This is a genomic window from Rhizobium sp. USDA 4016 (assembly GCF_056279705.1).
Window position 1 is genome coordinate 1 of the sequence record NZ_JBWCCY010000001.1, and the last position, 12,669, is coordinate 12,669.

At 60.7% G+C, this 12,669-nt stretch carries 13 protein-coding genes; 7 read left to right on the forward strand and 6 right to left on the reverse strand.

Translation table 11 applies throughout. The annotated features are described in order from the left end of the window. Nucleotides 1-103: 103 nt before the first annotated feature. From traA to ACZ9DP_RS00030, 6 genes are all read left to right on the forward strand, one after another. Nucleotides 104-3,415 carry a Ti-type conjugative transfer relaxase TraA gene (traA, locus tag ACZ9DP_RS00005; RefSeq protein ID WP_476199595.1) on the forward strand — a complete coding sequence of 1,104 codons (3,312 nt, stop codon included), beginning with the start codon at nucleotides 104-106 and terminating at the stop codon, nucleotides 3,413-3,415. Then, entirely contained in the window at nucleotides 3,412-3,978 is a 567-nt protein-coding gene (gene traF, locus ACZ9DP_RS00010; RefSeq protein WP_167862602.1) for a conjugative transfer signal peptidase TraF, read from the forward strand. The genes traA and traF overlap by 4 nt, the downstream gene beginning before the upstream one ends. After that, a complete protein-coding gene (locus ACZ9DP_RS00015; protein ID WP_476199597.1) occupies nucleotides 3,968-5,131 on the forward strand; it encodes a conjugal transfer protein TraB in 1,164 nt (387 codons plus the stop codon). Before traF ends, ACZ9DP_RS00015 begins: the two co-directional genes overlap by 11 nt. 17 nt (nucleotides 5,132-5,148) lie before the next feature. Next, nucleotides 5,149-5,766 (forward strand): TraH family protein, encoded by a 618-nt coding sequence (locus ACZ9DP_RS00020; RefSeq protein WP_168318634.1) that lies wholly within the window; start codon nucleotides 5,149-5,151, stop codon nucleotides 5,764-5,766. A gap of 185 nt (nucleotides 5,767-5,951) precedes the next feature. After that, nucleotides 5,952-7,145 carry an ImmA/IrrE family metallo-endopeptidase gene (locus tag ACZ9DP_RS00025; RefSeq protein WP_168318635.1) on the forward strand — a complete coding sequence of 398 codons (1,194 nt, stop codon included), beginning with the start codon at nucleotides 5,952-5,954 and terminating at the stop codon, nucleotides 7,143-7,145. A 9-nt stretch (nucleotides 7,146-7,154) separates the two neighbouring features. After that, on the forward strand, nucleotides 7,155-7,649 hold the full coding sequence (locus tag ACZ9DP_RS00030; RefSeq protein ID WP_476199599.1) for a DUF4411 family protein: 495 nt from the start codon (nucleotides 7,155-7,157) through the stop codon (nucleotides 7,647-7,649). Between the two features lie 16 nt (nucleotides 7,650-7,665). On the opposite strand, the gene ACZ9DP_RS00035 is transcribed toward ACZ9DP_RS00030, so the two are convergent. Beyond that, on the reverse strand, nucleotides 7,666-7,884 hold the full coding sequence (locus ACZ9DP_RS00035; RefSeq protein ID WP_097607850.1) for a helix-turn-helix domain-containing protein: 219 nt from the start codon (nucleotides 7,882-7,884) through the stop codon (nucleotides 7,666-7,668). Nucleotides 7,885-8,069: 185 nt separating this feature from the next. Between ACZ9DP_RS00035 and ACZ9DP_RS00040 the strand changes: the two genes are divergently transcribed. Then, nucleotides 8,070-8,390 (forward strand): transcriptional repressor TraM, encoded by a 321-nt coding sequence (locus ACZ9DP_RS00040; RefSeq protein ID WP_168318672.1) that lies wholly within the window; start codon nucleotides 8,070-8,072, stop codon nucleotides 8,388-8,390. A 1-nt stretch (nucleotide 8,391) separates the two neighbouring features. Here ACZ9DP_RS00040 and ACZ9DP_RS00045 read toward each other — a convergent pair whose 3' ends face one another. The 5 genes from ACZ9DP_RS00045 to ACZ9DP_RS00065 all read right to left on the reverse strand — a co-directional run bounded on the left by ACZ9DP_RS00045 (nucleotide 8,392) and on the right by ACZ9DP_RS00065 (nucleotide 12,664). After that, the gene (locus ACZ9DP_RS00045) at nucleotides 8,392-9,105 is read right to left on the reverse strand and encodes an autoinducer binding domain-containing protein (protein WP_168318673.1); all 714 of its coding nucleotides are present in this window, start codon (nucleotides 9,103-9,105) and stop codon (nucleotides 8,392-8,394) included. A gap of 313 nt (nucleotides 9,106-9,418) precedes the next feature. Further along, nucleotides 9,419-10,714 carry an IncP-type conjugal transfer protein TrbI gene (gene trbI / locus ACZ9DP_RS00050; protein ID WP_476199601.1) on the reverse strand — a complete coding sequence of 432 codons (1,296 nt, stop codon included), beginning with the start codon at nucleotides 10,712-10,714 and terminating at the stop codon, nucleotides 9,419-9,421. Nucleotides 10,715-10,727: 13 nt separating this feature from the next. Further along, entirely contained in the window at nucleotides 10,728-11,168 is a 441-nt protein-coding gene (trbH, locus tag ACZ9DP_RS00055) for a conjugal transfer protein TrbH (RefSeq protein WP_168318638.1), read from the reverse strand. A 3-nt stretch (nucleotides 11,169-11,171) separates the two neighbouring features. Further along, nucleotides 11,172-11,984: a P-type conjugative transfer protein TrbG gene (gene trbG, locus ACZ9DP_RS00060; protein WP_476199602.1), complete on the reverse strand. Its 813-nt coding sequence runs from the start codon at nucleotides 11,982-11,984 to the stop codon at nucleotides 11,172-11,174. Between the two features lie 17 nt (nucleotides 11,985-12,001). After that, on the reverse strand, nucleotides 12,002-12,664 hold the full coding sequence (locus ACZ9DP_RS00065; protein WP_028753548.1) for a conjugal transfer protein TrbF: 663 nt from the start codon (nucleotides 12,662-12,664) through the stop codon (nucleotides 12,002-12,004). Nucleotides 12,665-12,669: the final 5 nt, after the last annotated feature.

The following is a 12,669-nucleotide window of genomic DNA, read 5'->3' on the forward strand; positions in this document are numbered from 1 at the left end:
AATTATACGTCGCTGGCGCGACGCCCTTGCTTGAGGCCCGTGGCGGGCCTGCCGCTCCCCACGAACCCATTGATTTCGTTCGCAACCGGGAAAGAATTCCGCCGTGGCCGTCCCCCATTTCTCCGTCAGCGTTGTCGCCCGCGGCTCCGGCCGCAGCGCAGTGCTGTCGGCGGCCTACCGGCACTGCGCCAAGATGGACTACGAGCGGGAAGCCCGCACGATCGACTACACCCGCAAGCAGGGCTTGCTCCACGAAGAGTTCGTCATCCCGGCCGATGCGCCGGAATGGCTGCGCTCGATGATGGCGGACCGATCGGTGGCCGGCGCCTCCGAGGCCTTCTGGAACAAGGTCGAAGACTTCGAGAAACGGCCCGACGCGCAGCTCGCCAAGGATGTGACGATTGCTTTGCCGCTCGAACTGACGCCCGAGCAGAATATCGCGCTGGTGCGGGATTTCGTCGAGCGACACATCACGGCTAAGGGGAGGGTGGCGGACTGGGTCTATCACGACGCACCGGGCAATCCACATGTCCATCTGATGACAACCTTGCGGCCACTGACGGCGGACGGTTTTGGCGCCAAGAAGATCGCGGTGACAGGACCGGACGGCAATCCGATCCGCAACGACGCCGGCAAGATCGTTTATGAACTCTGGGCCGGAAGCATCAACGATTTCAACGCGTTTCGGGACGGTTGGTTTGCCTGTCAGAACCGGCACCTGGCGCTTGCCGGTCTCGACATCCGCGTCGATGGGCGGTCCTTCGAGAAGCAAGGGATCGATCTTGAGCCGACCATTCATCTCGGAGTCGGCACGAAGGCGATCGAGCGGAAATCAGAAGGCACGTCCGAGCCGGTCGAGCTCGAACGGCTCGAACTGCAGGAGGCGAGGCGGAGCGAAAACGTCAGGCGGATCGACAGGAATCCTGAGCTCGTTCTTGCCCTGATCATGCGCGAGAAGAGCGTCTTTGACGAACGGGACGTCGCAAAGATCCTGCACCGCTACGTGGATGACGCGGTGCTGTTCCAAAGCCTGATGGTGCGGATCCTGCTCTCCCCCGAAACCTTCCGCATCGAGCGCGAGCGGATCGATCTTGCCAGCGGCATCCGAGTGCCGGCCAAGTACACGACGCGGGAGATGATCCGTCTGGAAGCCGAGATGGCCAATCGCGCCGTCTGGCTGTCTCAGCGGTCGTCGCATGGCGTTCGCGACGTCGTGCTGGCGGCGACACTTGCGCGTCATGAGCGTCTGTCGGACGAGCAGAAGACCGCGATCGAGCATGTGGCGGGCGCCGAGCGGATCGCGGCCGTGATCGGCCGCGCCGGCGCCGGCAAGACGACGATGATGAAGGCCGCATGCGAGGCATGGGAAGCGGCCGGCTATCGCGTCGTCGGCGGCGCGCTTGCCGGCAAGGCGGCCGAGGGCCTGGAGAAGGAAGCGGGCATCATCTCGCGCACGCTTGCGTCATGGGAGCTCCGCTGGAACCAAGGCCGCGATCAGCTCGATAGCAAGACGGTTTTCGTTCTCGACGAGGCGGGCATGGTGTCATCTCGGCAGATGGCGCTGTTCGTCGAAGCGGTGACGAAGGCCGGCGCCAAGCTCGTTCTCGTCGGCGATCCCGAGCAGCTTCAACCGATCGAGGCAGGTGCCGCCTTCCGCGCCATTGCCGATCGCATCGGCTATGCCGAGCTCGAAACCATCTACCGCCAGCGCCAGCAATGGATGCGTGACGCCTCGCTTGATCTTGCACGCGGCAAGGTCGGCAAGGCGGTCGATGCTTACCGCGCCAACGGCAAGGTGATTGGATCGGATCTCAAGGCCGACGCGGTCGACAACCTCATCGCCGCCTGGGACCGCGATTACGATCCGGCAAAGACGTCGCTTATCCTGGCTCATCTGCGCCGCGACGTGCGCATGCTCAACCAGATGGCGCGCATCAAGCTTATCGAACGCGGGGTTCTCGACCAGGGAACCATGTTCAAGACCGCCGATGGCGAACGCAACTTCGCCGTCGGCGACCAGATCGTGTTCCTCAAGAACGAGGGATCGCTCGGGGTCAAGAACGGCATGCTGGCCAAGGTCGTTGAGGCGAAACAGGGACGCATCACGGCGCTGATCGGCGATGGGAAGAATGGCCGCCAGGTGCTGGTGGAACAGCGCTTCTACAACAACCTCGACCACGGCTATGCCACGACCATCCACAAGAGCCAGGGCGCGACGGTCGACCAGGTCAAGGTGCTCGCGTCGCTCTCGCTCGACCGCCATCTCACCTATGTCGCCATGACCCGTCATCGTGAGGACCTGGCCGTCTACTACGGTCGTAGATCCTTCGCCAAGAACGGTGGGTTGATCCCGATTCTGTCGCGAAGGAACGCGAAGGAAACGACTCTCGATTACGAGAAAAGTGACTTCTACCGCCAGGCGCTCCGTTTTGCCGAAGCCCGCGGTCTGCATCTCGTCAACGTCGCGCGCACCCTGGTTCGCGACCGGCTGGAATGGCTCGTCAGTCAGAAGCAAAAACTTGCCAATCTCTGTGTCCGCCTTGCCGCCGTTGCCGGCAGGCTTGGGCTCGTCCGCGGCGCCGCGCAGTCCCCAACCCAAAGCAGTACCAAGGAGGCAAAGCCGATGGTCTCGGGCATCACAACCTTCGCCAAATCGGTCGACCAGGCGATCGAGGACAAGGTCGCCGCCGATCCAGGATTGAAGAAGCAATGGGAGGAGGTCTCGACCCGCTTCCACCTCGTCTATGCCCAGCCGGAAAGCGCGTTCAAGGCAGTCAATGTCGATGCGATGCTGAAGGACGAGGGCGTCGCAAAATCCACGTTGGCGACGATCGGATCGAAGCCCGAACACTTCGGCGCGCTGAAGGGCAAGACCGGGATCCTCGCCAGCCGCGCCGACAGAGAGGAGCGGGAAAAGGCACAAACGAATGCGCCGGCGCTGGTCCGCAATTTGGAGCGCTATCTGCGCCAGCGGGCTGAAGCGGAACGCAAGTTCGAGGTCGAAGAACGGGCTGTCCGTCTGAAGGTCTCGATCGATATTCCCGCGCTGTCGCCAAACGCAAAACAGACATTGGAACGCGTTCGCGATGCGATCGACCGAAACGACCTGCCCGCCGGCCTCGAATATGCGCTCGCCGACAAAATGGTGAAGGCTGAACTGGACGGTTTCGCCAAGGCGGTATCGGAGCGTTTCGGCGAGCGGACCTTCCTGTCGCTTGCCGCGAAGGACCCCAATGGACAGACCTTCAATGCCGCGACCGCGGGAATGACGGCCGGACAGAAGGCCGAGGTGCAATCGGCGTGGAATATGATGCGGACGGTGCAGCAGCTCGCCGCGCATGAGCGCACGACCGAGGCGCTGAAGCAAGCCGAGGCCCTGCGTCAGACGAAGAGCCAGGGGCTGTCGCTCAAATGAAGATAACCGTGTTTGCGTTCGGGACACGACGCGCTCAGAGGACGAACGCAGTCGTGCTCTTGGCCCTGGCGGCATCCATCGTTGGCGGCGGTGTTGCTGCCGCAACCGTCGGCGGCTTTCGCATCAACATGACACCCAGTGAACCTCTCGGTCTCTGGCGTATCGTGCCGCTCGATCGCCCGGCAGATCGCGGGGATCTCGTTTTCGTTTGCCCTCCGCAAACGACAGCAATGCGGGAGGCGAGAGAGCGTGGTTTTCTCCGTGCCGGAACCTGCCCTGGCGGCGTCGCGCCGCTCATCAAGACCGTCATCGCCGTCGCCGGTCAGCATGTTGAGATCGGCGCCGGCGTGACGATCGATGGGCGACCGGTCCCCTCCTCCGATTTGGCAGTGCGGGACGGCAATGGCCGGCCGATGACACCGTTTTCAGGCGGCGTCGTGCCTGACGAAAGCGTCTTTCTCCATTCACCGTTCAGGGGGTCCTATGACTCCCGTTATTTCGGCCCCCTGCCCGCCTCAGGGATCCTCGGCCTGGCGCAACCGGTGCTCACCTATGCGCCGTGAGCAGCTCCCGCAAACAGCATTGATTGCTGTTTCAGTCGTCGCCGGGGTGGTGGGATGGAGTGGCCACGTCCTGCTTCTTCCGGTCGCGTTTACGTTTCCGGTTCTCTGGGGGCTGGCGCGAACGAGACTGACCGCCGCGTTTGTCTCTGCCGGCTATTTCCTCGCTGCGTCACGCGGTCTGCCACAGGGTGTTGCCACCTTCTATTCCTCGGACTTCTGGCCGGGACTACTGCTTTGGCTCTGTGCGTCCGTCGGCTTTGTCATCGTGAATACCGTCCTCTGGACAAAGAAGACGGGTGCCCGTCCGTGTCGCTATCTCTTGGCAGCGGTTCTGATGGCCATCCCGCCATTCGGCATCACCGGCTGGGCGCATCCGATCACCGCGGCGGCCGTGCTCTTTCCGGGATGGGGATGGTGGGGACTGGTTGCCGCGACAGCCGGCCTCATGGGCCTCGTAACCCGCATGTGGCCAGCTGTCGCGATTGTCCTGGCAGGCTTTTGGATCTGGTCCGCCGCAACCTGGGACGAACCGAAACTACCGAAATCCTGGCAGGGGGTCGACCTCGAACTGGGCGCATCGCTGGGCCGTGACGCCAGCTTTAATCGTCACCGTGATTTGATTGTCACGGTGAAGGATAGGGTGCTGGGCGGCGCACGCACGATTGTTCTTCCTGAAAGCTCCCTGGGCTTCTGGACGCCGACTGTCGAACGGTTCTGGGTGCGAGCTTTGAGAGGAACTGACGCCATCGTCATCGCCGGCGCAGCCGTCATCGATGCGGGCGGATACGATAATGTTCTGGTCGCCATCTCTAGTGAGGGCGCGCGGACCCTCTATCGCGAACGCATGCCGGTGCCAGGTTCGATGTGGCAGCCGTGGCGCGCGTTGCTCTCTCAGAGCGGCGGTGCGCGGGCACATGTCTTCGAAAATCCGGTCGTGACGGCGGCCGGCCATCGGATGGCGCCACTGATCTGCTATGAGCAACTGATCGTCTGGCCGGTCCTGCACTCCATGCTCGAGGATCCCGACCTCATTGTCGCTGTCGGCAATGGCTGGTGGACGAAAGGGACATCCATCGTCGCCATTCAGCGCGCCAGCGCTCAGGCCTGGGCGCGGCTCTTCGCCAAGCCAATTGTCTTTTCCTTCAACACCTGATTGCCCAAGGAGACGTCATGCTCGACGCGGCCCTGATCCAGACATGCGCCGACCCTTCTTTGAAACCTGCGATCGTCGGACAATTCGTGAGTGCCGCCGGCTCGAACGATCCATTGTCCGTCACCGTCAAATCCGGTGGCCGCTTGATCCTCATTCCCAAGGCGACGTCCCCTGACGAGGCGATGGCGATCGTCCGGCAGTATGTCGGCCAGGCGGTGGTCCGCGTCGGCCTGACGCAGTTTCCGGCGGGCGTCGGCATCAAGGATGTCGCCGATCTGAAGCCCGACCTGGTCGACAGTTGCGAAAACCTTCGCAAGGGGACGGCGATGTTCGCGAAAGTCTTGCGCATCGTCGCCAAATGGTATGGTAATCCGAAGAGCGATGAGGTTTTCCCGCAAATCTTCGAGGACGCTGTCTATGCCTGGAAGACCGGGGAATTCGAGGGAGTGGGCGTTTTCCAGGCGCCCGATCCAGGGGGCTCGGTCGTCAATCAGCGTGAGCCGATCGACAGCGGGGGAACTGATGACGCACCACACGACGCTTCCCAGCCGACCGACGCCGAACCTCAAGATGAGAGGCAAGTTGGCGCAGCGGGGATGCGGATCGATCTTTCGCGTATCGGTGGGCAAAAGTAGCTGCCCGCCTTCGTCCAGGGCGATCGGCGCGATCGATGCCTGGCGTTGCGGATCTATCGAAAGCCAGTCGGCGACCGGGAAAAATGCTTCACGCTCGCCCACCGGCTCTGCCCTTCCTATATCTTTCCTAACGATTGCATGATCATATCAAATGGCGTATCGCCTGCTTCGAACAGAGGAAAACGGTGCCCAAGGTTAATCCATCGATCCTGCGTTGGGCTCGCGAAACCGCGGGGCTCACTCTCGAGGATGCCGCTGAAAAAGTTGGTCTTGGCGAGGCTCGCGGAGTAACGGGCAGCGATCGCCTAGCCATGCTCGAAACCGGGGATAGCGAGCCGACACGGCCGATGCTCTTGAAAATGGCGGCGCAATATCGCCGGCCCCTTTTGACGTTCTATTTGGCTGAGCCACCGGCGGTGGCCGCGCGCGGTGAAGACTTTCGGACCCTGCCGGCTGAGTTCGCAAAGCGCGATGCGGCGTTGGTCGACACGCTGCTGCGTGAAGTCCGCGCGCGGCAGGAAATGGTTCGAGCCGTGCTCGAAACCGAGGACGAGGCCACCCCGCTTGATTTCGTCGCATCGTTTGATCAAAGCCAGGGCGCCGAGGCATTGGCAACGGCTATTCGGACGCGCCTTGTGTTCGAATTGAAGACGTACCGGCATGGAAGCGGCCGCGGAACGCCCAAGGGTTTCGCCTATCTTCGCGAGCGGGCCGAGGCGGCCGGCATTTTCGTGCTGCTTATCGGCAACCTTGGCAGTCATCACAGCGCCCTGAATGTCGAACTCTTCAGGGGCTTCGCCTTCGCCGATCCCGTCGCGCCTTTCGTCGTGATCAACGATCAGGACAGCGAGCAGGCGTGGTCATTCACGCTTCTGCACGAGCTTGCGCATATCTGGTTGGGTCAGACCGGCGTCAGCGGGGGACGGCCGGCGAGCGCGATCGAGACGTTCTGCAATGATGTTGCCGGGCGCATCCTGCTGCCCACGGCAGAGATCGCCCAGGAGCCTTCGCTCGTTGGCGCGCCGCAGGAGCAGGTGATAGCCCGGATTTCCGCAATCGCGGACGCTCGGCAGGTCAGCCACTCCATGGTGGCCTACAAGCTCTACCGCGAAGGAATCATCGACCAGGAAACATGGTCCGCGGTGACGACGGTGTTCCGCCAACAGTGGCTGAGAAATCGAGCCGCGCAACGCGATCGTGCCCGGGAAAACGAGGGCGGGCCAAGTTACTATACGGTCAAACGACATAAGCTCGGCAATCGGCTCGTCGAACTCTCCAGGCGAATGCTGGCTGAGGGGGCCTTGTCGCCTTCGAAGGCCGCCGCGATCCTCGGTGTCAAAGCCAGCAACGTCTACTTCCTTACCGATAGTGCGGCGTAAGGAGAAGCCGTGCATCTCCTCGACGCAAATGTTCTGATCACCGCCCACAATTTGTACTACCCGATCGACCGGTTTCCGGAATTCTGGGATTGGTTGGTCCATATGGGCGAGGCCGGCGAGATCAAAATTCCCGTGGAGATCCTCGAAGAAATCACCGAGGGTTCGGAGATCGGTCGCTGGCTGAGCGAAGCTGACAACTACAGTGTTCTGCGGCTGGATGAAGATGTCGACCCGGCCTTGGTGCAGGCTGTTATCGAGAAATACGCTCCCGATCTGAACGACGCGGAAGTCATCGAGATCGGGCGGGATCCGTTCCTGATCGCCTATGCGGTGGCGCTGCCCGCCGATCGAATCGTGGTGACGGTCGAGGCTTCGAAGCCAAGCGCAAAGCGCGCAAATCGCCGCATCCCCGATGTCTGCAAGGATCTCGGTGTCAGGTGGTGCAACAGCTTCGAAATGATGACGGCCCTGAACTTCACGACGGCTTGGCGATCCCGAATCTGACTTTCGCGTGATACTGTCAGCCCGGATTTGTCTCCGTCAGGAATTCTCTTGGATCGACAGCCAGTGCTTTGGAAATCTGGCCAAGGACCGTGAGCGTTGCAGACATCTCTGCACGCTCAATGGCACCGATATGGCGCGCACTCAGGCCTGTGCGATGGGCCAATTCTTCCTGCGTCAGTTTCTGGCCATGGCGGATACGACGCAAATTCCTCGCCATGACCTCGTTGAGATCCATGACATCAGCGGAAACAGAATCGGAACTATTGTTCTAGGAACTATAGTTCCGATTCAACAAAGCCTGTGATATTGCCGGGTGATCAGATGTTTACTCTTCCAAGAGGATCGTCTGACATAGGAGCCGAGAGGCGTGCGCGAATACGGCGCAGTCGTGCCAATCCATCGATCTGGGAAGGAAAAGAAATGCAAGATGCGGGTTCCTCGCAAGCCGGAGGAGACCAGAGGAAACCTCGATACGATTTGATGGACAAGGCGGAATTGGAGACGCTGACAGTGGCCGCCATTCGCGAACATCGCCGTCTCCTTGCCGCCGACCAGGCTGTCTACGAAGAGTGGATACGCGCAAGCGAGGATCCTACAATCGCCAGCTCGGTTTTGGAGACCCTTCAGGAAGAGCATTTTGCGCGCCAGAAAAGGGCCGCAGCTCAGCAGGATGAGCTTTCGGATATGCTTGACGCACTCGGCTTCGTGCCCGCGGTGCCCACCGATGATGACGTTAGTTAAGCTAGCTGGGAGGCAGCAAACCCCGATCCTTGGCGATCGCCACAAGATGCGGCACCGACTCGGCGCCGAGCTTGCCACGCGCCTTATCGAGATGGTGCTGCACAGTCCGGAAAGCGATGCCGACCAGATTGGCCGTTGTAAGCGTACTCTTTCCTTTTGCCGCCCAGATCAAGCAGTCCATTTCACGCGGCGACAGCGCCTGCTTTGGATTGAGGGTGGTCTTGCCGCCGATCATCTTCAAGCGATAATGGATCATCATCACCAATTGCACTGCCCGTTTCGGGTCAAAAGCGACCGGCAGTTCCACATTCCTTTCGGAGGATGCGAAGGTCAGCATCATCGATGTTCCGTAGCTGCCTTCCACGGGAATGGTCATGCCACAACGGATTCCGTGCTCGATCGACTCGTTGCGAAACTTTCTGAGCTCAGATGAGCCGCGCGGTCTCCAATCGTCCGCCGTCCAGAAGAAAATATCGCCCTTCCGTTTGGCCTGCGTCACCACGGGATCAATATTGGAGTAATCGGCCGAGAGATAGGTGCGTTCCCATGGCTTTGGATAGGTGTTGAAGGTCTTGATCTGGGCGCCTTCCTTTTGAAGATACGCAAATCGCTCGTAGCCGCAGGCCTCTGCGAAGCGCTTCATGGCACCTTTGATCGTAAGCTCGTCCTGCGCAGCTTCCAACATGTCGACGAGCGAGCGAAATTCTCCATCCACCAGCGTTTCTCCTGTCTTATCGACCTGTAGGTCGGTCATGATCTGGCACATCGAGACACTCGAACGAGCCTCGCCGCCCGGCGGCCAAGCCATAGCCATAATCAGCCACAGGCATCTCGACGCAACCCACGGTGCCCGCGTAGCGCGGAGCAGTACCTCTAGCCGTGCAGGTCTAGCACTACCTGCGATAAGACAAGTTTCAAGTCCCCTTGAACTAAAAAGATGACAAAGACAGGAAAGTTATTGCGGGATTGCAATGTTGCACCGGCATGCGCGGCATGCCAGCGGCTGAAATGGCGTCGGACGATGTTCGTCAGTTTCTGCTGTAGGTCGACGGAAATATAATATCCTGGTCGACCAGCACATTGAACTTGTAGCCGGGGCGGATCTGGATGGTCGGCTGCACATTCAGGTTCTTCGAGATGGTCTGCTCGGCGACCCTGCCAAACGATTCCGCGAAGTTGCGGCGGGCCGCATCCGATGCGGTCTCCTGCGTCGCGAGCGTCGAGCTTTGCGGCATCGACATGTCGATCCCGGTTCCGATCAGCGCGATGAGTGCCGCAGAACTCCACGTGCGCCAGAGATGGCGATCGACCTTGTCCTTGAAGCCACCATATCCTTCGGCATCCGTGCCGGCCATCCCGCCGATTTGCAGCGTCGCCCCATTCGGGAAGATGAGGTCGGTCCACACGACAAGGACACGTTCCTGGCCGAAAGAGACCTTGGAATCGTAACGGCCGAACAGTTTTGCCCCCTGCGGGATCAGAAGCCGGTAACCGGTGGCGCTGTCATAGACGTTCTGACTGACCTGCGCGGTGATCCGGCCGGGAAGGTCGGAGTTGAGACCCGTGATCAAGGTGGCGGGAATGACCGAGCCGCGCTTGAGCTCATAGGCTGACATCTGCGGCACGACCCGGTTCGGCAAATAGCCAAGGTCCTTGATGTCCTGGTTGAAGAAATCTTCCTTTGATGTCTGAGCGTTTGGATCGACATTCTGCCCCATCAGACCGGACTTCATGGCAGCGGCGTAAAGGTCCGAGGCGCTATTGGCAGTCGTCGCCTGCCGGTCGGTCTCTCTGGAGATGTTGGCTGCCTTGTCGATGTCGGAAATATCCACCTTCAACGGCGAGTCCAAAGCTGTCGCCCGCGCCTGGAGCCGGGCCATGCGCTGCCGTTGCGCTTCACGGATATACTGTTCGTCCTGCTCCCGTTTCAGGCGTGCCTTCCATTCCGCTTCCGATTCAAGTCTCGGGCGCCGCTCCTCTCGCTGGGTGGGTGTGCGATCAACAACGGCGGTTTCCTTCGCGACTTTCTGTTCGACGGCGGGCGTCGGCTGGAACACTTCGCGTTGTTCCGGATCGCCGATGATGCCGTCGGTGACACCACGCTTGAGCTGGTCGCCGAAGTTGGTTGCGGGAGCATTCGAGGCGCTGTCGAGATCGTTGTTGCGATTGAAGGGGAGACCGCGCCATGAAAGCCCGATGACGACGACGCCGACAAATAGCGCAACGATGATGATGGCGACGATGATTGGCAGACGGTTCAGACGGCGCATACCCTTCTGATCGTCGGCCTGGCCCGAGCTGCCCAGCTGCAGAGATTGCACCATGCTCGCCTCCCCTTCAATTGCGCTGCATGATGGAGAGCGGGCTTGCCGGCACAGCACCTGCGGCCGTTGCCGTATATGCCCTGCCCAGCGCGATGGACGGCGTCGACAGCCTCGCAAGCACCTGGCCATCGACGCCATCAATCGAATAGGCAAGCTCGACAGGTTTGACGTCTTTCCCGTCCTTGCCGTCGGTGATGACCGTATAGCCCCACCCTTTCAGCGCCGCCTCGAGTGCCGTAGCGAAGTCCGAAGCGTCCTTCTCCATCTTGATGGTCGTCGTGCCCGCGGGACCGATCTGCTCGGCAAGCCGGCTTGCCATGTCGCCGGCAATCGCACTTGCGGCCGGACCTGTGACAGTGGTGGGCGCCGAATTGGTCGTCAGACCGTCCTCGGCCGTCTGGCAGCTGGAAAGCATGGCGGCGGCGGTGATGATGATGGCGAGGTGCTTGCGCATGGTTCAGCCTCCCCGCCGGATGGTGATCTTCTGCTGCCGCCAGCCGACGCCGGAGACGAGGATTGCTTTGTCGACCGCATAGTCGACGATCATCATATCGTTCTTCATCCGATAATTGACGATGCGGTTCTGGCCGCCGCTGACGACGAAGAGCACCGGGGCATCCTGGCTCGAGAATGATTTCGAGAATTGGATGTAGGTCTTGGCGCCGTCCGAATAGACCCGCTTCGGTTTCCAGGGCGCGCTGCCACTGATGGAGTAAGAAAAGTTCAGCTTGTCGGGCGCGGTTCCAGGAATGCCGCCGGTCTCCAGCCGTGAGTTGATATCGGCAAGCTTGGTCGAGACATCCTCCGGATATTCGAAGCCGACGCGGGCCATGTACTGGCTCGGATGCGATTTCAGCTGGATGTGATAGGTGCGCCGCGAGGTCGTGACGACCATGGAAGTGACGAGACCCGCCTCCGACGGCTTGACGATCAGATGGATCGCCTGGCCGCCGGTGGCACCGGAGATCGCGGGTTCCACCTTCCAACGAACGGTATCGCCAACCAGAACATCGCGAACGATCTCGCCGCCTTGCAATTCGATATCGCAGACCTGCAGCGGCGAGCAGACGACCGACGGCTGCGTCTCCCCGAAGAGGAAAATGACCTTGCCATCGGGGCCGGTTGTCACCAGTCCCGATGTGCCACGCCATTTCCTGGAAATGTTCGTACCCTTCACCTCGTTGTTCGACATGCTCTGTGCTTGCGCACCGCTCACGAAGACGAGTGCGGCCAGGCAGCCGGCGGCCGCGAATATTTTTGTTATCTGCATTGAGAAATCCCCTGCCCTTAAAGCTGTGCTGTCCAGTCGAAATCCCGGACATAGAGGCCGATCGGGTTGAGGCGGATGGTCGCCTCATCCTGCGGTGCGGTAAGCGTCACCGTTGCGATCCCGCGAAACCGGCGCGTGCCGATTTCCTTGCCCTTCCGATCCCGTTCATATTCGGTCCAGTCGATCTGATAGGTCTGGTTCGACAGTGCCACGATATTGTTGACCTCGATGGCAACCGTCGACGACTTCGCCTTTTCAAACGGCGAGTTACCGCGGAACCAGGCATTGATCTTCTCGGTCGATGGATCAGATGTTCGAAGGAGTGCGTAGGTTCGATCGATATATTGCTTCTGCACAACTGCATCCGGCGTGATCGAGCGGAAGCTGGTGACGAAGTTTCCGAGCGTCGCGCGGACCACCCGAACATCGGCATATTCGATCTGCTGAGGATAGCCTGATGTCACCGCGGTCCCGAGTTTGTCGACCTCGACGATATAGGGAACCAGCTTGACCTGGGTGCTGAGATACATCGCATATGCGAAGCCGATTACGGCCATGGTCAAACCGAGGATGCCGACGATGCGCCATGCCGCCGCGGACTGCACATAGGAACCGTATCGCTCGTTCCATTCCTGGCGCGCGGCAAGATAGGGGTTTTCGGGGGCGCGGTTCGCTGCCATCGATC

What these genes read in the sequence shown, in the direction of transcription:
- traF (WP_167862602.1), top strand. Translation starts at nt 3,412, where the DNA reads ATGAAGATAACCGTGTTTGCGTTCGGGACACGACGCGCTCAGAGGACG.
- ACZ9DP_RS00015 (WP_476199597.1), top strand. Translation starts at nt 3,968, where the DNA reads ATGCGCCGTGAGCAGCTCCCGCAAACAGCATTGATTGCTGTTTCAGTC.
- ACZ9DP_RS00020 (WP_168318634.1), top strand. Translation starts at nt 5,149, where the DNA reads ATGCTCGACGCGGCCCTGATCCAGACATGCGCCGACCCTTCTTTGAAA.
- ACZ9DP_RS00035 (WP_097607850.1), bottom strand. Translation starts at nt 7,884, where the DNA reads ATGGATCTCAACGAGGTCATGGCGAGGAATTTGCGTCGTATCCGCCAT.
- ACZ9DP_RS00040 (WP_168318672.1), top strand. Translation starts at nt 8,070, where the DNA reads ATGCAAGATGCGGGTTCCTCGCAAGCCGGAGGAGACCAGAGGAAACCT.
- trbI (WP_476199601.1), bottom strand. Translation starts at nt 10,714, where the DNA reads ATGGTGCAATCTCTGCAGCTGGGCAGCTCGGGCCAGGCCGACGATCAG.
- trbH (WP_168318638.1), bottom strand. Translation starts at nt 11,168, where the DNA reads ATGCGCAAGCACCTCGCCATCATCATCACCGCCGCCGCCATGCTTTCC.
- trbG (WP_476199602.1), bottom strand. Translation starts at nt 11,984, where the DNA reads ATGCAGATAACAAAAATATTCGCGGCCGCCGGCTGCCTGGCCGCACTC.
- ACZ9DP_RS00065 (WP_028753548.1), bottom strand. Translation starts at nt 12,664, where the DNA reads ATGGCAGCGAACCGCGCCCCCGAAAACCCCTATCTTGCCGCGCGCCAG.